The organism is Roseicella aerolata, from assembly GCF_020523605.1.
GTDB lineage: Bacteria > Pseudomonadota > Alphaproteobacteria > Acetobacterales > Acetobacteraceae > Paracraurococcus > Paracraurococcus aerolatus.
The window spans coordinates 1-21,225 of the sequence record NZ_JAJAQI010000064.1; the positions used below are offsets into that span (position 1 = coordinate 1).

Annotated in this window: 21 protein-coding genes and 1 riboswitch; of the genes, 13 read left to right on the top strand and 8 right to left on the bottom strand. The window is 72.0% G+C overall.

Annotation, left to right across the window (positions count from 1 at the left end):
* Nucleotides 1-410: 410 nt before the first annotated feature.
* Complete coding sequence (locus LHA35_RS25435; RefSeq protein WP_226613744.1) at nucleotides 411-1,583, bottom strand: NADH:flavin oxidoreductase/NADH oxidase; 1,173 nt, start codon at nucleotides 1,581-1,583, stop codon at nucleotides 411-413.
* 86 nt (nucleotides 1,584-1,669) lie between these two features.
* On the opposite strand from LHA35_RS25435, the gene LHA35_RS25440 reads away from it, so the two are divergent.
* Nucleotides 1,670-2,374 (top strand): SDR family oxidoreductase, encoded by a 705-nt coding sequence (locus tag LHA35_RS25440; RefSeq protein ID WP_226613746.1) that lies wholly within the window; start codon nucleotides 1,670-1,672, stop codon nucleotides 2,372-2,374.
* A 63-nt stretch (nucleotides 2,375-2,437) separates the two neighbouring features.
* Nucleotides 2,438-3,124 carry an RraA family protein gene (locus LHA35_RS25445; protein WP_226613747.1) on the top strand — a complete coding sequence of 229 codons (687 nt, stop codon included), beginning with the start codon at nucleotides 2,438-2,440 and terminating at the stop codon, nucleotides 3,122-3,124.
* Nucleotides 3,125-3,189: 65 nt separating this feature from the next.
* On the opposite strand, the gene LHA35_RS25450 is transcribed toward LHA35_RS25445, so the two are convergent.
* A complete protein-coding gene (locus tag LHA35_RS25450; protein WP_226613749.1) occupies nucleotides 3,190-4,419 on the bottom strand; it encodes a methyltransferase domain-containing protein in 1,230 nt (409 codons plus the stop codon).
* 144 nt (nucleotides 4,420-4,563) lie between these two features.
* Between LHA35_RS25450 and LHA35_RS25455 the strand changes: the two genes are divergently transcribed.
* Entirely contained in the window at nucleotides 4,564-4,830 is a 267-nt protein-coding gene (locus LHA35_RS25455) for a hypothetical protein (protein ID WP_226613750.1), read from the top strand.
* A gap of 55 nt (nucleotides 4,831-4,885) precedes the next feature.
* Here LHA35_RS25455 and LHA35_RS25460 read toward each other — a convergent pair whose 3' ends face one another.
* The gene (locus LHA35_RS25460; RefSeq protein ID WP_226613752.1) at nucleotides 4,886-5,422 is read right to left on the bottom strand and encodes a sigma-70 family RNA polymerase sigma factor; all 537 of its coding nucleotides are present in this window, start codon (nucleotides 5,420-5,422) and stop codon (nucleotides 4,886-4,888) included.
* A 268-nt stretch (nucleotides 5,423-5,690) separates the two neighbouring features.
* The gene (locus LHA35_RS25465) at nucleotides 5,691-7,361 is read right to left on the bottom strand and encodes a formate--tetrahydrofolate ligase (RefSeq protein WP_226613753.1); all 1,671 of its coding nucleotides are present in this window, start codon (nucleotides 7,359-7,361) and stop codon (nucleotides 5,691-5,693) included.
* 99 nt (nucleotides 7,362-7,460) lie between these two features.
* Between LHA35_RS25465 and LHA35_RS25470 the strand changes: the two genes are divergently transcribed.
* Both LHA35_RS25470 and LHA35_RS25475 read left to right on the top strand, forming a co-directional pair.
* Nucleotides 7,461-7,676: a DUF1289 domain-containing protein gene (locus tag LHA35_RS25470; protein WP_226613755.1), complete on the top strand. Its 216-nt coding sequence runs from the start codon at nucleotides 7,461-7,463 to the stop codon at nucleotides 7,674-7,676.
* 212 nt (nucleotides 7,677-7,888) lie between these two features.
* Nucleotides 7,889-8,539: an OmpW/AlkL family protein gene (locus tag LHA35_RS25475; RefSeq protein ID WP_226613756.1), complete on the top strand. Its 651-nt coding sequence runs from the start codon at nucleotides 7,889-7,891 to the stop codon at nucleotides 8,537-8,539.
* A 93-nt stretch (nucleotides 8,540-8,632) separates the two neighbouring features.
* Here the strand turns inward: LHA35_RS25475 and LHA35_RS25480 are convergent, their stop codons facing one another.
* Both LHA35_RS25480 and LHA35_RS25485 read right to left on the bottom strand, forming a co-directional pair.
* Nucleotides 8,633-9,748, bottom strand: a complete 1,116-nt coding sequence (locus LHA35_RS25480; protein ID WP_226613758.1) for a 2-aminoethylphosphonate--pyruvate transaminase — start codon at nucleotides 9,746-9,748, stop codon at nucleotides 8,633-8,635.
* Between the two features lie 14 nt (nucleotides 9,749-9,762).
* Complete coding sequence (locus tag LHA35_RS25485; RefSeq protein WP_226613761.1) at nucleotides 9,763-10,437, bottom strand: DUF1194 domain-containing protein; 675 nt, start codon at nucleotides 10,435-10,437, stop codon at nucleotides 9,763-9,765.
* Nucleotides 10,438-10,643: 206 nt separating this feature from the next.
* Between LHA35_RS25485 and LHA35_RS25490 the strand changes: the two genes are divergently transcribed.
* The 8 genes from LHA35_RS25490 to LHA35_RS25525 all read left to right on the top strand — a co-directional run bounded on the left by LHA35_RS25490 (nucleotide 10,644) and on the right by LHA35_RS25525 (nucleotide 19,428).
* Complete coding sequence (locus LHA35_RS25490) at nucleotides 10,644-11,438, top strand: endonuclease III domain-containing protein (RefSeq protein ID WP_226613763.1); 795 nt, start codon at nucleotides 10,644-10,646, stop codon at nucleotides 11,436-11,438.
* A 62-nt stretch (nucleotides 11,439-11,500) separates the two neighbouring features.
* Nucleotides 11,501-12,673, top strand: coding sequence for an iron-containing alcohol dehydrogenase (locus tag LHA35_RS25495; protein WP_226613765.1), 1,173 nt, complete (start codon nucleotides 11,501-11,503; stop codon nucleotides 12,671-12,673).
* Nucleotides 12,674-13,031: 358 nt separating this feature from the next.
* Entirely contained in the window at nucleotides 13,032-13,454 is a 423-nt protein-coding gene (locus LHA35_RS25500; protein WP_226613767.1) for a CBS domain-containing protein, read from the top strand.
* Nucleotides 13,455-13,650: 196 nt separating this feature from the next.
* The gene (locus LHA35_RS25505) at nucleotides 13,651-14,883 is read left to right on the top strand and encodes a CaiB/BaiF CoA transferase family protein (RefSeq protein ID WP_226613768.1); all 1,233 of its coding nucleotides are present in this window, start codon (nucleotides 13,651-13,653) and stop codon (nucleotides 14,881-14,883) included.
* A gap of 20 nt (nucleotides 14,884-14,903) precedes the next feature.
* Nucleotides 14,904-15,698 carry an enoyl-CoA hydratase gene (locus LHA35_RS25510; protein WP_226613770.1) on the top strand — a complete coding sequence of 265 codons (795 nt, stop codon included), beginning with the start codon at nucleotides 14,904-14,906 and terminating at the stop codon, nucleotides 15,696-15,698.
* 155 nt (nucleotides 15,699-15,853) lie between these two features.
* Entirely contained in the window at nucleotides 15,854-16,507 is a 654-nt protein-coding gene (locus tag LHA35_RS25515) for an exopolysaccharide biosynthesis protein (protein WP_226613772.1), read from the top strand.
* Nucleotides 16,508-16,707: 200 nt separating this feature from the next.
* Nucleotides 16,708-16,943, top strand: a riboswitch (cobalamin riboswitch).
* A gap of 141 nt (nucleotides 16,944-17,084) precedes the next feature.
* Complete coding sequence (locus tag LHA35_RS25520) at nucleotides 17,085-19,070, top strand: TonB-dependent receptor plug domain-containing protein (protein WP_226613774.1); 1,986 nt, start codon at nucleotides 17,085-17,087, stop codon at nucleotides 19,068-19,070.
* Between the two features lie 28 nt (nucleotides 19,071-19,098).
* Entirely contained in the window at nucleotides 19,099-19,428 is a 330-nt protein-coding gene (locus LHA35_RS25525; RefSeq protein WP_226613779.1) for a YnfA family protein, read from the top strand.
* A 309-nt stretch (nucleotides 19,429-19,737) separates the two neighbouring features.
* Here the strand turns inward: LHA35_RS25525 and LHA35_RS25530 are convergent, their stop codons facing one another.
* Together LHA35_RS25530 and LHA35_RS25535 are read right to left on the bottom strand one after the other, a co-directional pair.
* Nucleotides 19,738-20,487, bottom strand: coding sequence for an FkbM family methyltransferase (locus LHA35_RS25530; protein ID WP_226613775.1), 750 nt, complete (start codon nucleotides 20,485-20,487; stop codon nucleotides 19,738-19,740).
* A 46-nt stretch (nucleotides 20,488-20,533) separates the two neighbouring features.
* A complete protein-coding gene (locus tag LHA35_RS25535) occupies nucleotides 20,534-21,091 on the bottom strand; it encodes a cob(I)yrinic acid a,c-diamide adenosyltransferase (RefSeq protein WP_226613777.1) in 558 nt (185 codons plus the stop codon).
* Between the last annotated feature and the right edge of the window lie 134 nt (nucleotides 21,092-21,225).

Consider the following 21,225-nt stretch of genomic DNA (forward strand, 5'->3'; position numbering starts at 1 on the left):
CACCCGCAGCGGATGGTCGGCCCGGACCCGTTGTTCCAAATCCACGTAGCTGAACAGCGACCCAACCACCGCATCACTGCCACGCATCCTCACCCCGCTCGCTGCCGGGGGTAGGGAATCACGCAGGCGGCATCACCACAATGAATTTCAGCAGCCTGCTAGAGCAGATCGCGGAGGGCGTGAACGCCCCGCAGCGTGAATCTGCTCTACAGACAGTGGTCTATAGCGGATTGGCATTCAGTCTTGAACGCAATCCGCTGTAGCGTGACGGCCGGCGGGGCACTCTTGCCGTCCGCCACCTGCGCGGGCGCATCGTCCCGGCCGCGCCGATCGCCGCCGCGCTCGGGCCCGCCGCCCTGTTCCTGCTGCCCGCCAGGCCAACGCCCGCCCGAGCCGGCAGCGGCCCGGCTTCAGGCGTCCAGGTGATGGCGATAGGTGCTCGGCACCATGGATTTCACCTGCCGCGCCCGCTTCTCCAGCCAATAGGCCTGGGGCGGCGGCACCAGCGCGAATTTCGGATCGACGCCCAGCTTCTGCGCGGCATCCATCGGCCAGTTCGGGTTGTAGAGCAGTTCCCGCGCCAGGGCGATCAGGTCGGCCCTGCCTTCCTGCAGGATGCTCTCGGCATGGTCGGCATGCACGATCAGCCCGACCGCCATGGTCATGATCTCCGCCTCGCGCCGGATGCGCTCGGCATAAGGCACCTGGTAGCCATAGGAGATCGGTCCCGCCGAGACCACCGGCGCGCCGGACATGCCGCCCGAGGAGCAGTCGATCACATCCACGCCCTTCGGCTTCACCAGCTTCGCCAGTTCCACGCTCTGCGCCGGCCCCCAGCCGACATCGTCCTCGACCGAGAGGCGGAGGAAAAGCGGCTTCTCCGCCGGCCAATGGGCGCGGACGCTCTCCACCACCTCGATCGCGAAGCGCATGCGGTTCAGGTCGCTGCCGCCGTATTCGTCGTTGCGGCGGTTGGAGAAGGGCGAGAGGAATTCATGCACGAGATAGCCATGCGCGCCATGGATCTCGAGGATCTCGAACCCCGCCTCATGCGCGCGCCGCGCCGCCTGCCCCCAGCGCTCGATCAGTTCCGGGATCTCGGCGCGGGAGAGCGCGCGGGGAATGGGATCGCTCTCGGGCGAATTGAGGGCGGAGGGGGCGACCAGCTCCCAGGCCTCCCACTCGCTTTCGCCCAGCGCCTCCACCACCGCCTCCCGCGGCAGCGGCGCACCGCCCTCCCAGGGGCGGAAGCGGCGCGCCTTGCGCCCGGAATGGCCGAGCTGGATGCCGGGCACCGCGCCATGGGTGCGGATGAACTCCACGCAGCGGCGCAGGCCGGGGATATGCGCATCCTCCCACAGGCCGAGATCGCCCAGGGTGCCGCAGCCGCGGCGCTCGACCTTGGTGCTCTCCATCATGACGAAGCCGGCGCCGCCCGCGGCATAGCGGCCGGCATTCATCAGGTGCCAGTCGGTCGCGAAGCCGCGGACCGCCGCGTACTGGTGCATGGGCGCGACGACGACGCGGTTCTTCAGCGTCACGCCGCGCAATTCCATTGGCGTGAACAACAATGGTGTAGCCATTCTGGGTCGCTCTCCCTCGGTCGGGCCATGCTACAGGCCCCGGCGCGGCTGGAAACCCCGGCCGCGACAGGCCGGAGGGGATGGGCATGGACGGGGCGCGGGTGGCACTGGTGACGGGCGGGGCGCGCGGCATCGGCGCGGCGGTGGCGGCGCGTTTCGCCGCCGATGGCTGGCGGGTGGTGATCGCCGACCGCGACCTGGCGCGGCCCGCCCATCCGGCCCGCTGCGTGCAGGCGGATGTCTCGGACGAGGCGGCGGTGACCGGCCTCGTCGAGGGCATCCTGGCAGCCGAGGGGCGGCTGGATGCGCTGGTCTGCAACGCCGGATATATGGTCCGGAAGCCGATCCGCGACCTGACGCTGGCGGAGTGGAACGGCGTGCTCGGCACCAACCTGACCAGCACCTTCCTGCTGGTCCGCGCGGCGGAGGGGATGCTGCGCGCGGCCTCCGGCGCGGTGGTCACCATCGCCTCCACCCGCGCCCACCAGTCGGAAGCGGATACCGAGAGCTACAGCGCCTCCAAGGGCGGTCTGCTTGCGCTGACGCATGCGCTGGCGATCAGCCTGGGGCCGGCGGTGCGGGTGAACTGCATCAGCCCGGGCTGGATCGACACCAGGGGGGAGGCGCTGCGGCCCGAGGACCATGCGCAGCACCCGGCGGGTCGGGTTGGCCGGCCGGAGGATGTGGCCGCGCTGGTCGCCTGGCTCTGCGGGCCGGAGAGCGGCTTCGTTACCGGGGCGGAGTTCGTCACCGATGGCGGGATGACCCGGAAGATGATCTACGCGGAGTAAGGCCCGCTTGCCCGCTCCCCGGTGCCGGGCGACAGTCCCGGCAACCCGACCGGAGGACGCGCCATGCTCGACAACCCGCCCCTGCTGCGGATCCACCGTGGCCACCGCCGCCCCGACCCCGCGCTGCTGGAACGCTTCCGGGGCGCGCAGACCTCGCATCTGGTGGATGCGATGGATGGGCGCGGGGCGATGGACTGGCGGATCAAGCCGCTCGATCCCGCGCGGGCCGCCTTTGTCGGGCCGGCGCTGACCGCCTTCGCCTACCCGGCCGATGTGGTCGGCGTGATGGGCGCGCTCGGGGAAGCGAAGCCGGGCGATGTCATCGTCGTCGCCAATGACGGCTACCGAACCACCGCGGTGGTCGGCGACCTCGTCATCGGCATGATGCGCAACAAGGGCGTCGCGGCCTTCGTCACGGATGGCCTGGCGCGCGACAAGGCAGGCATCGTCGCAACGGGCCTGCCGAGCTTCGCCGCCGGCATCGTGCCCACCTCTCCCGCCACCAACGGCCCGGGCGAGGTCGGCGCGCCGATCGTCTGCGGCGGCATCCCGGTGCGGAGCGGCGACATCGTCGTGGGCGACGAGGATGGTGTGGTGGTGGTGCCGATCGAGCGTGCCGAGGCGGTGCTGCAGGCGCTCGATGCGGTGCGGGCCATGGAGGCGAAGGCGGTCGCCGCGGTCGAGTCCGGCGCGACCGAAAGCGAGAAGGTGCGCCGCCTGCTGGCCCAGGCCACCATCATCGAGGGCTGAGCCGGATCCGGGGCGGGATCGGGGGCCGCCCCTTGGCCCCGGCGGGGGTTGCACGCCAAAGGCGCTCAACGGGCAGGCAGCGCCCCCTTGGGCTTCCGCAGCACGAAAAGCGCCCCCTGCACCGGCGCCCCCTTTTCGGTCCGCAGCACGGCATCCTGCCGCGCCATCGGCGCCAGACCTGCCGCCTGCGCGACCTGCCCGACATGCGCCGGATCGTGCCGGTAGCGCATGGCCTCGCCCAGCGCGAAGGGCGCGCCCTCACCCACCTCCACCGAGAAGGCGGCGATGCCGCCCGGGACCAGCGCGCCGGCGATGGCGGCCAGCGCGGGCGCCAGATCGCCGAGATAGTTCAGCACATCCGCCGCGGCGATCAGGTCGAAGGCAGCGGGCTGGCGGGGCAGCCAGTCCAGCAGATCCGCCTCATGCAGCGCGTGATAGAGACCGCGTTTGCGCGCCTCGGCCAGCATGCGCGGCGAGAGGTCGAGCCCTTCCATCCGCCGCGCGAAGGGGGCGAGGGCCGCGCCCGAGAGCCCGGTGCCGCAGCCGAGATCGAGCACGCGGAGCGTCCGGGCCTGTGGCAGGCCGGCCCGCCCGAGCAGCGCCGCCAGCAGAGCCGGGGTGCGGTAGTCGAGGCGCCCGGTCAGTTCCGCCTCGAAGCGTGGGGCGAACTGGTCGAACAGGTCGCGCACATAGGCGGCCGGGGCGCGGTCGGGCGCCGGTGCCGCCCCGAGCGCGGCCAGCAGGAAGCGCGCCTGCTCGGCGAGCGCGGGCTGCGCGCCGGCGCGGGCCAGGGCGGCGGCAGCCGCCTCCGCCGCGCCGGCCGCATCCCCTGCCTCCCGCCGGGCATGGGCGAGCGCCAGGCGGGGCTCCGGGGCCTCCGGCAGCAAGGCGGTGGCCTGTTCCAGCGGCGCCAGCGCCGCCGCCGCATCCCCCAGGCCGCAGAGCGCCTGGCCGAGATTGCGCAGCGTGATCGGGTCCTCCGGCCGGCGTGCCAAGGCGGCGCGGAAGGCGAGCACCGCCTCCGGCAGCCGGCCGGCCTCGGCCAGGGCGGCGCCGCGATTGGCCAGAAAGACCGGCTCCTCCGGCGCCGCGGCCAGGGCGCGCTCGGTATGACGCAGGGCGCCTGCGGCGTCCCCGCGCTGCCGGGCCAGCACGCCCAACAGGTTATGGGCATTGGGGTCGTTCGGCTGGCGCCTGAGAAGCTGGCGATAGAGCCTCTCGGCCTCGGCCAGGGCACCGCGGGCATGCAGCGCCGCGGCCTCACGCAGCAGAACGGTGGAATCCGCTTGTGGCATGGCGGCACTCTGCGCGGAGGGAGGTGGGGGCGCAATCGCCCGAGGGCGCGCGCCCTGGAAACCTACACTTGCGTGTAAACCATATTTTATCTACTTTTGCGTTCAGGCTCGCCGTCGTGGCCAGCCTGGGAGCCCATCCGCCGCATGACCAGGCCGAGCCAGACGCAGGGGCCCGATGAGTCGGCCGGCGCCGCGCCCGAGCCGACGGAACCGGCGGAGCGCCCCGGCATTGGGTCCGATATGCAAAGCGCGACGCTCGCCCCACGGCTGCGCGACGCGGAGGCCCCGCCCCTGGATGCGGCGGCATTCGATTCCTGGCTGCGCGGCCATCTCGAGCAGATGCATGCCGCGGTGCTGAGCGAGCCGGTACCCGAACGCTTCCTGCGGCTGCTGCGCCTGCCACCGGGCTGACGCCCGCACCGGCCGAGTCGCCCCGGCGGGCATCTCCGCTGCCGGCGCGGCCGGCCTATGCCTCCTCCCCCTCCGTCTCCTGGCCCGCCCGCGGTTCCAGCCCCACGCCGCGGCGCAGCGCCTCCCGCGCGCGGGAGAGGCGTGAGCGCAGCGTGCCAGCCGGCACGCCCAGCACCCGCGCCGCCTCGGCGTAATCGAGCCCTTCCACCACCACGACCCAGAGCGCTTCGCGGTGGATCGGCGGCAGGCGGCAGAAGGCCGCGATCACGTCGCGCATGGCCTGCCGCTCCTCCTGCCCGCCGGAGATCGCGGCCTCCGGCATGGTGTCGGGCGACAGAAAGGGGCTGCGCGCGGCACGGCGCGCCGCGGCGGCCCGCGCATGGCGCAGGATGGTGAACAGCCAGGCGCGGAGATTCGTCCCTTCCTGGAACTGCGTGCGCGCCGCGATGGCGCGCATCAGCGTCTCCTGCACAAGGTCGTCGGCGGCATCGCCGTGCTTCACCAGCACGCGCGCGAAGCGTCGCAGCCGCGGGATCTCGGCAGCAACTGCGGTCGCGAAGGCGTCCGCCCCGGGCGCCCTGTCCTCTTCCATTCGAAACCGGTGGCCCCTTCCGCGCTGCAATCTCGTCGGGCGCGACACTATCCGAAGCCCGCGCCCGGTTGGGTTGCCGCCGGCACACCCTTGCGTGTGACGCCGGGGCCCGGGATGCACGCTTGCGTGGGCCGTTCATGGCTCAGCGATGGTTGCGCACACGGCTCCCCGCAAGCTGCGCGGACGGCATGCCGCGGCACCATCGCATCGCGCGGAACGGCCGGCACGGCACACGCAGAGCGTGCAGAATCTCCCCCGCGCGACTACCTCAGAAAAGGCCTTCGATTCGACCTTCGGCGTCGAGGCCAATCGTCTCGGCCGCAGGGCGGCGCGGCAGGCCAGGCATGGTCATGATGTCGCCACAGACCGCAACGACGAAGCCGGCACCGGCCGAGAGCCGCACCTCCCGCACCGGCAGCACATGCCCCTCCGGCGCGCCGAGTCGCGCCGGGTCGGCGCTGAAGCTGTAGGGCGTCTTGGCCACGCAGACCGGCACATGGCCGAAGCCCATTTCCTCGAAGCGCTTGAGGCGGGCGGCGATGGCGGGCGGGATCTGCACCTCGGCGGCGTGGTAGATCTCGCGCGCGATGGTGCGCAGCTTGTCCGCCAGGGGCAGCGCCGAATCATAGAGCGGGCGGAATTTCGCGTGCCCCTCGTCCAGCAGCTTGCGCACCGCGCGCGCGAGTTCGGTCGCGCCCGCGGCGCCGTCGCCCCAATGGGTGCAGAGGAAGGCCTCGGCGCCGATGCGCGCCATGGCGTGCCGCACCGCATCGATCTCGCCCGCCGTATCGGTGGTGAACTTGTTCAGGGCGACAACGACCGGCAGCCCGAATTTCCGCATGTTCTCGACATGGCGCACCAGGTTCACCACGCCGCGCTCGACCGCCGCGACATCCTCCGTCCCCAGCGCCGCCTTGGCGACGCCGCCATGCATCTTCAGCGCGCGGACGGTCGCCACCACAACGGCCAGGTCGGGGGAGAGCCCCGCGCTCGGGCACTTGATGTCGAGGAATTTCTCGGCGCCGAGATCGGCGCCGAATCCGGCCTCGGTCACCACCACATCGGCCAGCGACAGGCCGAGCGTCGTCGCCATGACGCTGTTGCAGCCATGCGCGATATTGGCGAAGGGCCCGCCATGGACCAGGGCGGGCGAGCCTTCCAGCGTCTGCACGAGGTTGGGCGAGAGCGCGTCGCGCAGCAGCGCGGCCATGGCGCCGTCCGCCTTCAGGTCGCGCGCCGTGATGCTCTGCCCGTCCCGCGTCTGGCCGACGATGATGCGGCCGAGCCGTTCCTGCAGGTCCGCCAGGTCGCGGGCGAGGCAGAGGATCGCCATCACCTCGCTCGCCACCGTGATGTCGAACCCGTCCTCCCGCGGCATGCCCTGGGCGGCGCCACCGAGGCCGAGCACCATGTTCCGCAGGTTGCGGTCATTCATGTCCATGGCGCGCCGCCAGGTGACGCGGCGCGGATCGAGGCCGAGACCATTCCCCCAGTAGAGGTGGTTGTCGATCATCGCCGAGAGCAGGTTGTTGGCGCTGGTGATGGCGTGGAAGTCGCCGGTGAAATGGAGGTTGATGTCCTCCATCGGCGCCACCTGGGCATGGCCGCCGCCCGTCGCGCCGCCCTTGACCCCGAAGCAGGGGCCGAGCGAGGGCTCCCGCAGGCAGATCATGGTCCGGGTGCCAATGGCGTTCAGCGCATCCGCGAGGCCGATGGTGGTGGTGGTCTTGCCCTCCCCGGCCGCGGTCGGGTTGATGCCGGTGACCAGCACCAGCTTGCCGCGGGGCTTCTCCGCCTGGGCGCGCAGGAAGCCGAGATCGATCTTCGCCTTGTGGCGGCCGAAGGGAACCAGCGCCTCCTCCGGGATGCCCGCCTTCTCGGCGATGGCGGTGATCGGCTGCAGGGTCGCGGCGCGCGCGATCTCGAGGTCGGTGGCCATCGGCAATCCTCCCGGCGGGGCTGCTGGCGCTTATCGTCCCGAGGGACGGGGAGCAAGCCATGCGTGCAACCATCGCGCGCCCGGCCGCGTCTGGCCGGCATGGCCACCCCCTGCATCGATGTCTGCCGCTTCGACGAGGCCACCGGCTGGTGCCTCGGTTGCGGCATGACGCGGAAGGACAAGAAGCACTGGAAGAAGGACAAGGAGCGGCGGCCGGAGATCCGGGCCGCCCTGCCTGGGCGGCTGGAAGCGCTGGAGGCGGCCGGGCACCGGACCGGCAAGGCGGCGAAAAAGGAGAAGAAGCGGAAGGGCTAGAGCAGATCGCGGAGGGACGTGAGCGCCCCGCAGCATGATTCTGCCCTGCAATCCGCTGTAGGGTCCGGCCCCATGATGTTGCGCGGAAGCCACACTGTGCCACGCCCGCAATTTGGTTTCTGCGGCAACTTGATCCGCATCAAGGTTCGGCGACCGTTGCGCGCCTAATCCGTCCCCGGCGGAACCCGCCGTCTGGAACGGAACTGAGCACTATGAAGACCTTTGGGATGCTGGCTGGCGCCCTGGCGCTGGCTGCCGCGGTGAGCACCGGCGCGGCCGCGCAGGAGCTGCGTGGCAAGAAGGCGGGTGACTTCGTCATCGGTCTCGGCGCCATCGGCGTGCTGCCGCAGAATGTCGGCGGCTCCACCAGCCTGATCGGCGGCAAGGTCGAGGCCGACAATGCCGTGACGCCGCAGCTCGACTTCACCTACTTCTTCACGCCGAACGTCGCGGTCAACCTGATCGCCGCGACCTCGCGGCACGACCTGACGCTCAAGGGCTCGGCGCTCGGCGACGTCAATCTCGGCCGCGTCTGGGTGCTGCCGCCGACCCTGACCCTGCAGTACCACCCGCTGCCCAACTCGCGGATCAGCCCCTATGTCGGCGCGGGCCTGAACTGGACCTTCTTCTATGGCTATGGCGGCGACAAGACGGCGCCGGTGAACCGCGTGCGCATCGACAGCACGCCGGCCTTCGCCATGGTCGCCGGCGTGGACTACGAGGTCGCGCCGAACTGGCTGGTCAACCTCGACGCCAAGAAGATCCTGCTGCGACCGGATGCGAGCGTGAATTCGGGCCTGGTGAATGCCCGCGTGAACCTCGATCCCTGGGTGGTCGGGGCGAGCGTCCGCTACCGCTTCTGATCCACAAGGGCGGGCGCGGCGCGGCCGCGCCCGCCGGAGGCATCGGCCCGGCCGCCGCGAGGTGGCCGGGCCGTTCGCGTTTGGGGACGGGGATCAGGCGGGCGCGCGCCGCCGCACCCCCAGCTCCTCCAGCGCCTCGCCCATCGCCGCGAGCGCGCCGCGCATATCCTCCGGCGTCACCGCGCCGATGCAGCCGACACGGAAGGTCGGCACCTTGGTGTTCCAGAAGTTGCTGATCAGCACGCCGCGGCGCTTCAGCGCATCGACGAAGGGCTGCAGCGCGAAATTGGGATCGGCCGGCTGGTGCACGGTGACGATCACCGGCCCCTGGTGCCGCCACTCCAGATAGGGTGTCAGGCCGAGCGCCTGCACCCCCTCATGGAAGACCCGCGCATTCTCCCGGTAGCGCGCGTGGCGCGCGGGCTGCCCGCCCTCCTGCTCATACAAATCGAGCGCGACATTGAAGGCCGCCAGCGCCTGCACCGCCGGTGTGAAGCGGAAGCTGCCCCAGCCTGCCTTCAGCGCATGCTGGTAGACATCCGAGAGGTCGAAGGACCAGGAGCCGGCATTGCCCGCCGATGCCTCCACCCGGTCGATCCGCGCCACCGCGAAGCCGATGCCGGGCAGGCCTTCCAGGCACTTGCCGCTGGTGAAGACCACCACATCCACCTCGGGGTGGTCGGCCAGCGAGAAGGGCAGCGCGCCGAAAGCCGAGACCGAATCGAGGATCAGCCGCCGCCCCGCCGCCCGCACCGCCGGGCCGATCACCGCCGGGTCGTTGACGATGCCGCTGCCGGTCTCGTTGTGGATCATCGCGACGTGTGAAATCGCCGGGTCGGCCGCCAGCGCCGCCGCGATCTCCTCGGCCGTCACGGGCCGCGTGTCCGGCCCCGGCAGCGCCACCACCTGCCGTCCCGCCTCGCCCGCCAGCCGCACCGCGCGGTCGGCATAGGCGCCGTTCTGCGGGATCAGCAGCTTGCCGCCGGGCGGCACGAAGGTGCGGATGGCGGCTTCCATGATGAAATGGCCGCAGCCCTGCAGCGGCAGGGTGGCGTGCTCCCCTTCCCGCCCGCCGGCGATGGCCCGCACCCGTTCCCGGATCGCGGCGTAGACGGCGCGGAAATCGAGGTCCCAGGGGGCGATGTCCTGCGCCATGGCGGCGCGCGTCTCGGGCCTGGTCTGCACCGGGCCCGGTATCAGCAGCAGCATGAAATCGGCACCTGTCAGGGAGGAAAGGGGGATAGCCGATCCGCATGGGAGAGGAGAAGCCCGCCGATCTCGCGCGCCAGCTTTTCCCGTATCGCCTCGGCGAAGGCGGCGTAGTCCGGGCAGGCCATGGCGAAGCTGCCCGGGCCGCCGATCACCTCCTCCCGGTAGTGCTCGAGCAGGTCCGGCTCCTCGTTCAGCACGGCGAGCCCGTTGATCATCACGCCGGCGGCGACGCCGATGTCACGCACCGGCGCCGGCGCCCGGCCCTGGTTGTGCCGCCCGTCGCCCGAGACATCCAGGACGAGCCGCGTCGCCGGCGCGGGGCAGCGGGCGAGCAGGGCCAGGCCGGATGCCATTCCCTCCCCCAGCGCGGTCGCGCCGGGCGGCGGCCGGCGGGGCGCGGACTCGATCGCATCCGCCAGCGCCGTCGCGGCTTCCGGCCCGTCCACCCTGAACCAGGGCACGGCGACTTCCGGCAGGCCGGCGGCCGGCCGCATGGAAGGCCAGGCGCCGGACCAGAAGAGCATGCCGACCGCGATCGCCCCGCGCGGCCCGCCGGCGCAGAGGGCGGCAAGGCCCGGATCGCGGAAGGCCGCGGCATAGCCGCCGATCATCAGGCCGAACTCGTCATAGTCGACGCTGGCCGAGACATCGACGGCAAGGCAGAGGGCGAGGTCGACGGGCTCCATCCCCGATCGGATACCGCAGCGCGCGGCATGCCGCACCGGCCTTCACCCGGGATGACGGCATCGCGGCCCGTGCGGGTGCGGGGGAAACGGGGCCGGCCGGGACCGGTCGCGCCCGGGAGGCGCGCCGCCTCGGGCCTAGCGGCGGGGCCGGGACGGCCGGGGAGCGCCGGCCCGAACCCCCGTCCGGAGCGGCCGTTGAAGGCGCCATGCCCGCACCGGCCGTCCCCCTGCCCCTCCCGCAGCCCGAAGCGCAACGCCGGGCCCCGGCTCGCCGCACGCAGCGCCTGCCGCCCGCGGCCGATGCCGCGAAACGCGCCCTGGCGCTGGAGGCGCATCGGCGGCTCTGCGCCGAATACGGCTGCCCAATCGGCTACTTCCAGGCTCTCGACCCGCTGGACGAGCTGGTCTCCTCCCTGCTCTCGCACCGCACGAAGAACCGCGACAGCGCCCGCGCCTTCGCCGCCCTGCGCTCTGCCTTCCCGGGCTGGGCGGCGGTGCGGGACGCGCCGGTCGCGGCGGTGGAGCGGGCGATCGCCGGCGTCACCTGGCCGGAGGCCAAGGCGCCGGCGCTGCAGCGCACGCTGCGCGCCATCACGGAGCAGCGGGGCGGGCTCGACCTCTCCCACCTCGCGGCGCTGCCGGATGCCGAGGCCGCCGCCTGGCTGGCGGCGCTGCCCGGCGTCGGGCCGAAGACGGCGGCGGCCGTGCTCTCCTTCAGCGCCCTGCGGCGGCGGGCCCTGCCGGTGGACAGCCACCATCATCGGGTCGCGGCGCGGCTTGGCCTCATCCCGCAGGGCCTGGCCGTCGGCCCCGCCCATGCCGTGCTGGCGACGCTGCTGCCGGGGGACTGGGACGCGCAGCACTTCTACGACCACCACCAGGTGCTGATGCGGCACGGCCAGCGCCGCTGCTTCTTCCGCAACCCGGCCTGCGGCGACTGCGTGCTGCGCGACCTGTGCCCGGAGGGGCATGCACGGCTCGGCGCCGCCGCCCCGGCCTGACCTCGCCCTCGTCCCGCTTCGGCCTATAGTGACGGCAAGGCAGAAGCAGGGAGGGAAAGGCCATGACGCAACAGGGCCGCGTTGTCTTCACCGCCATGGAGGAGGTGGTCTTCGGCCGCCCCGCCGCGGAGGCGGTGGCCGAGCTCGCCACCCGCGCCGGGGCGGAGCGGGTCTTCCTGATGGTCAGCGGCACGCTGCACCGGCAGACCGGCGAGATCGCGCGCATCCGCGCCGCTCTCGGCAACAAGGTCGCCGCGGTCTTCGACCGCATGCCGGCCCATACGCCGCGCCAGGCGGTGATCGCGGCGACGGCGATGGCGCGCGAGGCGGGCGCGGACCTGATCGTGACGGTCGGCGGCGGCTCCATCACCGATGGCGCCAAGCTGGTGCAGCTCTGCCTGGCCAATGACATCCGCAGCGCGGAGGCGATGGAGGCACTGCTGCCGGTGAAGGGCGCGGACGGCGCCATGGCGCCGCCCCCCTGTCACGCACCCGCCGTGCGGCAGATCGCCGTGCCGACCACGCTGTCGGCCGGGGAGTTCAGCGCCTTCGCCGGCGTGACGAATGAGCGGACGCGGGTGAAGGAGATGTTCCGCCACCCCCGCATCATCCCCGCTGCGGTCGTGCTCGACCCCGCCATCACCCGCCATACGCCGGAATGGCTCTTCCTCTCGACCGGCATCCGGGCCGTGGATCACTGCGTGGAGGGCATCTGCTCGCCCGAGGCGCATGCCTTCGCCGATGCCCAGGCCCTGCGCGGGCTCGCCCTGCTGGTGGAGGGGCTGAAGCGGGTGAAGGCCGATCCGGCGGACCTCGAGGCAAGGCTGGATTGCCAGCTTGGCGCCTGGCTCTCCATGGCGCCGCTGGCGACCGGCGTGCCGATGGGGGCGAGCCATGGCATCGGCTATGTGCTCGGCGCGGTCTTCGACATCCCGCACGGCCATACCTCCTGCATCATGCTGCCTGCCGTCATGCGCTGGAACCGCGAGGCCGATGCCGGCCGGCAGGCGCTGGTGGCGGCGGCGATGGGAGAGCCGGGGAAACAGGCGGGCGACCTGCTGGATGCCTTCATCGCCGGGCTCGGCATGCCGCGCAGCCTCTCGGCGGTGAAGATCGGGCCGGAGCAGTTCGACCGGATCGCCGAGGCGGCGATGGCGACCCCCTGGGTGCCACGCAACCCGCGCAGGATCGCCGGGCCGGCGCAGGTGAAGGAGATCCTGGCGCTGGCGGCCTGATGCCGACGGCCCGGATGCGGTCACGCATCCGGGCAAGGAGCGCCGCGCTTGCGGCAGGCCGCGGAGGCGGCCTCGGCGCGGCCCGGCGGCCGCGCTGCAAGGGCGGGGGATCGGGGCCACTGGTATGCCCCTCATGGTGGATTGCGGTTGATCGGCGCCCTGCCGGATCCGCGGGTGGCGCCAAAGGCCCGGCATGGCCCGATGCGGCGCGACCGCCATGCGGCAACGTGAACAGGCATCCGGCGCCGGCGAGCGAGAATGCGCCCCGCGTGTTGCGACGGATCAAGGCCGCCGGCCGGAGCCCTGCCGATGCTGGCCCCGACCGTCCCGGGATGGTTGCGAAGGGAGGCAGGCGGCCATGATCAACCGGCATATGGATGAGATCATCACCCGGCGGCAACCCATCGCCCTGCCGCCCGAGGCGACGGTCCAGCAGGCCTGCCAGGAGATGCGCAACCACCGGATCGGCGCCGTGCTGGTGACCGATGCGGGGGGCCGGCTGCTCGGCATCTTCACCGGGCGGGATGCGATCTGCCGCATGCTGGCCGAGGGCCGGGACCCGAAGAAGACCCGGCTGCGCGAGGTGATGACCGAGAATCCGGAATGCATGCCGCCCGATCGCCGGGCGATCGAGGCGCTGCGTCTGATGCGGGACGGCGGCTTCCGCCACGTGCCCGTGGTGGAGGGCGACCGCCTGGTCGGCATCGTCTCCCGCGGCGATTTCTGCGGCACCGAATACAGCCGGCTGGAGGAGGAGAACGAGCTCTGGGAGCGGCTGTAGCGCGGCCGGGCCCGGCGTGCCCCCCCCCGGGCCGGTCATCCCCGGGGCCGGCCATGGCCGGACCGTTCCCGACACCGCCGCGGCTTCCCGAGGCGGGGGCCGCTGATCCGGCGCTGATCGGTGCCGCCTCCAGCCCTCCCCGTCTGGCCACCCCGCCCGCCCTCCCCTAGTGTCGGGCGCATCCGGGGAGGAAGCGATGCCCGAGAGCCCTATCGATCCGAAGTTGAGGAGTGAGACCCGCCTGCCGCTGGCCGGTCTCCGCGTGCTGGACCTGACGCTGGCCCGCGCCGGCCCAACCTGCGTCCGCCACCTGGCCGATTGGGGCGCCGACATCATCCGGGTGGAGCCGCCGAACAGCACGGACGGGCTCGGCGGCCCGCGCGACGGCTTCGATTCGGTCAACCTGCACCGCAACAAGCGCGCCATCGCGCTCGACCTGAAGCATCCGGACGGGCACGCGGCCTTCCTGAAGTTGGCCTCGACCGCGGACATCCTGGTCGAGAACATGCGGATGCAGGTGAAGCACCGCCTGAAGATCGCCTATGACGACCTGAAGGAACTCAACCCGCGGCTGATCTACGCCTCGATCTCCGGCTTCGGCCAGACCGGCCCCTATTCGAAGCGCGGCGGCGTCGACCAGATCGCCCAGGGCATGGGCGGCCTGATGTCCATCACCGGGGAGCCGGGGCGTGGCCCGATGCGGGTCGGCATCCCGATCAACGACCTGACCGCGGGCAACCTGCTCGCGCTCGGGATCATGATGAAGCTCTATGACCGGGAGCGGACGGGCCGGGGCGGCTATGTCCATACCAGCCTGCTGGAGGCCCAGGTCTTCATGCTGGACTTCCAGGCCAGCCGGTACCTGATGGATGGCGAGGTCGCGGGACAGGCGGGCAACGACCACCCCGTGAACATCCCGATGGGTGTCTTCCCCACCGCGGACAAGCCGATCAACATCGCGGCCTCCTCCCCCAAGCTCTGGGCCAATTTCTGCAAGGCCGCGGGCCGCGAGGACTGGCTGGAGGTGGAGGAGTGGAAGACGCTGCAGGGCCGCAGCAAGGACCGCGCCCGCGTCAACGCCACCATCGCCGAGGTGACGCGGACGAAGCCCTCCGAATGGTGGATCGAGCGGCTGGAGGAAGCCGGCATCCCCTGCGGCCCGGTGAACGACATCAAGGACGTCTTCGACGACCCCCAGGTGCAGCACCTGGAGATGGCGATGCCGATGCGCCACCGGACGCGCGGCGACATCCGCGTCGTCGCCAGCCCGCTGAACATCGAGGGGCTGGAGACCGGCGTCTACCGGGACGTGCCGGAGCTTGGGGAGCACGGCGCCGAGCTTCTCGCGGAAGCCGGGCTTTCCGAGGAGGAGATCGCAGATCTCAGGGCCAAGGGGGCCCTGGGGGGAGCCAAGGGGGGCGGGGCATGACCCAGAAGGAATCCAGGCTAATGGAATTCGCAGAGGGCAAGATCCTCGCCAGCATCCAGGACGGCGTCGGCCGGGTGGTGTTCAACCAGCCGGAGAAGCGCAACGCCATGTCGGTGAACATGTGGGAGGGGATGGGCGCCGCGCTCGACCTCTTCGCCGAGGATCCGGGCGTCCGCTGCGTCGTCCTGCAGGGCGCGGGCGACAAGGCCTTCGTCAGCGGCGCCGATATCAGCCAGTTCGAGAAGAACCGCCAGAACGCCGACGCGCAGCAGGAATACGACAAGCTCACCAGCGCCGGCCGCGCCAAACTTTCTGCCTACCGCAAGCCGGTCATCGCGCAGATCCGCGGCTTCTGCATGGGCGGCGGCCTCGGCATCGCCATGTCCACCGACATCCGCATCGCCTCCGATGACAGCCAATTCGGCATCCCGGCGGCGAAGCTCGGCATCGCCTACGGCTTCGACATGGTGCGCGCGCTGGTCGATCTGGTCGGGCCCGCGCATGCCCATATGATCCTGATGACCGGCGACCGCTTCGACGCGAGGGAAGCGGAACGGATCGGCCTCGTGAACAAGGTCGTCCCCGCCGCGGAACTCGAGGCGACGGTCGCGAAGCTGACCGCGACGCTCGCCGCCAATGCGCCGCTGTCGCTGACCACCAACAAGCAGACGGTCAAGGCGGTGCTGAAGGACCCGGCGGACCGCGACATGGGGGCGGTGCGCGCCGCCATGTCGGCCTGTTTCGACAGCGCGGATTACCGCGAGGGCCGGCGCGCCTTCATGGAGAAGCGCAAGCCGGTCTTCACCGGCGGTTGATCGAGCCCGGGGCAGCCCCCATCTCCGGCGGGTCGCGCGAATTCCCGATGCATGCAGGACCGGTTCCGCCTAGGATGCGGCCGCCGTGACGGATCCGGAAAGAAGGGCCTCGCGGCGGCAGGGCGCGCTCTGGGACGAAGGGTCTGAGACCGGGAATGGACGGTAATCTGGAGGCGCCGATCACGGTGGCCGATCGCACGCACGCGCATGAAGAGGCGGGCGCGCCGATCTCCCGCATCGTGGCGGAAGTCGCCGCACGTTTCCCGGGCGAGCGCATCACCCTCGGCGACATGGCGGAAGCCTTCGGGGACCGTGCCTTCGGCCTGCTGATCCTGCTGCTGCTGCTGCCCTCGCTGCTGCCCGGCATGGCCTCGGTCTTCGGCCTGCCGGTGCTCATCCTCGGCATCCAGATGGGCATGGGCCGGCGGGTCCCGAAGCTGCCCGTCTTCATCGCCCGCCAGAGCATCCGGCGGGAGGACCTGCTCCGCCTCGCCGGCGCCTCCTCCTCCTGGCTCCGCAAGGTGGAACACTATGTGAAGCCGCGGCCGGGCTTCTTCACCTCCGCCGCCGGCGACCGGCTGTTCGGCTGGCTGACCGCCTATGTCGCGCTCATGCTGATCCTGCCGGGGCCGGGCACCAACGGCCCGCCCGCCTTCGGCAACATCGTCATGGCGCTCGGCCTGGTGGAGCACGACAACCGCGTCACCGCCTGGGGGGTCGCGCTGACGCTTGCCGGCTGCGCCTTCGCCAGCTTCGTGCTGGGCGCCATCGCCTGGATCGGCATCAAGGCGCTGGGCTGGATCTTCTGATCCCGGCCAGCCAGGCGACGCCGAAGCCGATCCGGCCCACCCGGGGCCGCGGCACCGGGGGTCGCTAGGCGTCGCCCGGCCGGCACCCCATCATCGCGCGATCGGACAGGGGGCCGCCCGGGCTGTCATCCGGGCCGGGCTTGCCCGATGGCGATGCAGGATGGGGGCGCAACCCCTGGCCAGCCCCTTGGGCGGCTGCTACCACCCGGGCATGCGCCGGTGGCCCGCAAGGGCTGAAACGGGAACGCGCGATGCCGGGCCTCGCCCGGCGAGGCCGCGGCTGCCCCCGCAACTGTAGGCGGTGAGGCCCTGCCAGATGCCATTGCGCCCGAGGGCTTGTCCCAGGGGGCGCGAGAAGGCGGCAGGGCCGCGGAGGTCCGGGACAGCCGGACTCCCCACCGCGAGCCAGGAGACCGGCCGGCGCAGAGTTGTCTCGCGCGTGCCGGGCGGGGTGCACCGGCGCACCGGATCATGGGGCCCCGCGTCTGCGGGGCCTTGCCGTCTGCGGGAACGACGTCCGTCGTCCCGGCCGGATCACCGGCCGGGGCTGGTCCGTCCACGCCGCAGGGGAACCACCATGCGACGCATCACCAGTCTCGCCCTGGCAGGCGGCCTTGCCGCCCTGTCCGCCCCCGCCCTCGCCCAGACCGCCATCCCCGATACCGTCGTCACCGCGACGCGCCTGCCCACGCCGCAGGAGCGGGTGCCGGCCGCCACCACCGTCATCACCCGCCGGGAGATCGAGGAGCGCGGCTACCAGACCCTGGCCGAGGCGCTGACCGCGGTGCCCGGCCTGCGCATCGCCCCGCAGGGCGGCCCCGGCCAGCTCACCTCGGCCTTCCTCCGCGGGACCGGCAGCGCGAATGTGCTGGTCCTGATCGACGGCGTGCCGGCGAACGACGTCGCCGCGCCCGCCGGCGGCTTCGATTTCGGCCAGGACCTGCTCTTCGAGGTGGAGCGGATCGAGGTGGTGCGCGGCCCGCTCTCCTCGCTCTACGGCTCCACTGCCATCGGTGGCGTGGTGAACCTGATCACCCGCCGCGCCCCGCCGGACCGCGCCTTCCAGCCCTATGGCGAGATCGCCGGCGGCACGCAGGACTCGCTGCGCGGGGGCCTGGGGGCCACCGGCACGGTCGGGTCCTTCGACTACCTGCTCTCCGGCTTCTCGCAGTCCACGCGCGGCTTTAACGCCCTGGCGCCGCGGCTGCAGGGCAACATTCCGGAGCGCGACGGCTTCCGTGGCGCGACGACCACCGCGCGGCTCGGCTGGACGCCCATCGAGGGCACGCGGATCGAGGGCACGCTGCGCTGGCGGGAGAACCAGTTCGGCCTCGACAGCGTCCCGCAGGATGATCCGAACTACAGCGGCCAGGACCGCCGCTGGGCCGGCCAGATCCGCGGCGAGACGCGGCTGCTGGACGGCGCCTGGACCACCGGCCTGCGCGTCTTCAGCGCGGAGCAGCGGCGCCGCTACAGCAACTTCCCCGACCAGTACGATCCCTTCTCCACCACCGAGGATTCCCGCTTCCGCGGCACCCGCACGGGGCTCGACTGGGCGAATGCGGTGCGGCTGCCCGGGGCCGGGCCGCTCAGCGACGGCGCGCTCGGCTTCGGCATCACCCATGCGCTGGAGGAGGCGCGGACGACACAGCTCTTCCCCTCCGATTTCGGCGACTTCGCCAGCAACCTGCGGGCGCAGCAGCACAGCACGGCAGGCTGGGCCAGCCTGCAATACCGGCTGCTGGAGCGGCTCGACCTCTCGGGCGGCCTGCGGCACGATTCCTTCACCGGGGTGGAAGGGGAGACCACCTGGAAACTCGGTGCCTCGCTGGCCCTGCCGGAGGTGAATTCCCGGCTCCGCCTCGCCGCCGGCACCGCCTTCCGCGCGCCCTCCCTCTTCGAACGCTTCGGCATCGGCACCTTCGGCGGCTTTCCCGTCTCCTTCGGCAATCCGAACCTGAAGCCGGAGCGCAGCTTCGGCTGGGAGATCGGCAGCGACACGGACCTCGCGGCCTTCGGCCAGCCGCGCTTCCTGACCGCGAGCTGGACCTTTTTCCAGAGCCGCGTGCGCGACCAGATCGTGAACGTCACGGGCATCGACAGCACCACCTATATCAACGTCGCCCGCGCCCGCATCCATGGCGCGGAGCTGGGGCTGACGCTGCGCCCCTCCCCGCGCTTCGAGGCGACGGCGAGCTGGACCATCACCGAGGCCTTCGACGAGGCGACCGACCGGCGCCTGCCGCGGCGGCCGGAACATGTCGTCAGCCTGACCGCACGCATCGCGCCGATGGCAAGGCTGGTCATCGCGCCCACCGTGCTGTTCACCGGCCGCAGCCCGGAGGGCGCTTTCGCCAGCTACACCGATGCGGGGGCGAATGTACCCTTCGCGAAGAGCAATCCGGCCGGCACGGTGGTGAACCTGACGGCGAGCTGGCAGGCCTTCGAGCAGGCGGCGGTGTTCCTCGAGGCCCGCAACCTCGGCAACAGCCGGTGGGAGCCGGTGAACGGCTTCGTCACGCCGGGCCGCAGCGTGCTGGTGGGGACGCGCTTCGCGCTGTAGCGCGAGGCGCGGTGGCGGCATGGCAGGGATGATGACCAGCGCCCTGGCCTATGCCGTCGCTGCGCTCGCGGAGATCGCCGGCTGCTTCGCCGCCTGGGCGGTGCTGCGGCAGGGGGCGAGCGCCTGGTGGCTGCTGCCGGGGGCGCTCTGCCTCGCGCTCTTCGCGCTCGCCCTGACCTGGGTGGAGGCGGATGCGGCGGGGCGGGCCTTCGCGGCCTATGGCGGGGTGTATATCGCGGCGTCGCTCGCCTGGCTCTGGGCGGTGGAGGGCCAGGCCCCGAATGCCTGGGACCTGACCGGGGCGATGCTGTGCCTCGCCGGGGCCGGCGTCATCCTGGCAGGGGCCGGGCGGGGCTGATGCGTGGCGTATGACGTCCCGACCTGCGGCCCGCGAAGCGGGCCGGGCGAAGGCGCGCCGCGGCCGATGCCGCGCAGCCAAGGGCCGGAGAGCCGGAGAGCCGGAGAGCCGGAGAGCCGGAGAGCCGGAGAGCCGGAGAGCCGGAGAGCCGGAGAGCCGGAGAGCCGGAGAGCCGGAGAGCCGGAGAGCCGGAGAGCCGGAGAGCCGGAGAGCCGGAGAGCCGGAGAGCCGGAGAGCCGTCGGCGTTCGAGGCGGGACAGGCGTCAACCTGCCATGATTCAGGCATGACGCCTTCGGTCAGCCGCCCCTTCAGGCGAGGCTTTCCCCCCGCGCCGCATGGATATCCAGCCATCCATGCGCCAGCAGCCCGTCCCGGCGCGAGAGGCTCATGAAGTCGAACCACCGCTCCGCCACCTCGGTGAAGCTGGTCCAGCGCGCCGGGTCCAGCTCCCGCCCGAACAGCCCGCTATGGTGCCCGGTGAACTGCACCGCGGCGTAGCTCCCCTCCCGCGCCGGCTGGGGCGGCGGGTGGGCCCAGTGGAAGGCCTGGTTCACCAGCTGGGCCCGGTCGTAGCCGGCGGCCCGGAGATAGGCGATGATGTCGAAGGAGGACGCCTCCATCGAGACGAAATTCGGCCGCCGGCCATCCGCCAGCAGCTGCCGGGCGCATTCCTCGTCCATCCCCTCGATGTCGCATTTCAGGTAGCGCGGCACCCCGAAGCGGTCGAACAGCTCCGGGAGGGTCACGGTCGGCACGGTGATCTCCGTGACCTCGTGCCCGCCCTTGGCCGCGAAATCGCGGTACACGCTGTTCCAGTCATCCTTCACCGGGTTGACCCAGAAGGAGATGGTCTCGCCCCCGCGCGGGGTGAGCGCGCAGGGCACCACCGTCAGCCGGCCCGCCTCGATCTCGGCCGCGAAGCGGGTGGAGACCGCGGCGCAGAAATCCGGCCGTGCTTCAAGCGCCACCACACGGAAGCCCTTGCGCAGGTAGTACTCGGTATCCAGGCCATGATGCAGGCCGATGTCGTAGACCAGGTCGGGAGACGGGGCGCTCATGGCGCGCTCCATACCGCCCCGCCCCCTGGCGGCATAGCGGCGATGCTCAGGCGCCGCCCGGCACCCAGACCACGTCGCCCGCGCCGTTGCCGTTCAGCCGGCGGGAGAGGACGAAAAGGTGGTCCGAGAGCCGGTTGAGGTAGCGCACCGCCTCCGGGTTCAGCGCCTCCGTTGCCGCCAGCGCCACCACCGCCCGCTCCGCCCGGCGCGCGAGCGTCCGCGCCAGGTGCGCCGCCGCCGCCGCCGGGCTGCCGCCGGGCAGCACGAAGCTCCGCAGCGCCGGCAGTTCGGCATTCATGGCGGCGATCTCGCCCTCCAGCCGCAGGCATTGCGCGGTGGTGACCCGCAGCCGGTCATCTCCCGTCCCTGGCACGCAAAGATCGGCGCCGAGGTCGAAGAGGTCGTTCTGGATGCGCGCGAGCATCGCATCCACCTCCGGCTCCCCCGCCGTCTGCACGCGCAGCAGGCCGAGCGCGGCATTGGCCTCGTCCACCGCGCCCATCGCCTCGATCCGCAGCGCGTCCTTGCGCACCCGCGTCCCGTCGCCGAGCGAGGTCTCGCCCGCATCGCCGCCGCGGGTGGTGATGACATCCAGCTTGACCATGCGTCCGGCCCCTATTCTTACTGTGTCAAAGCTTTCCGGTCTTCCTATATGTGGGGGATGGTAGAGAGGCAGACAAGGCGGCCGAGGACGGGCGAGGCGCGGTTCGCGGCCTATCTGGGGGCGATCACGGCGGG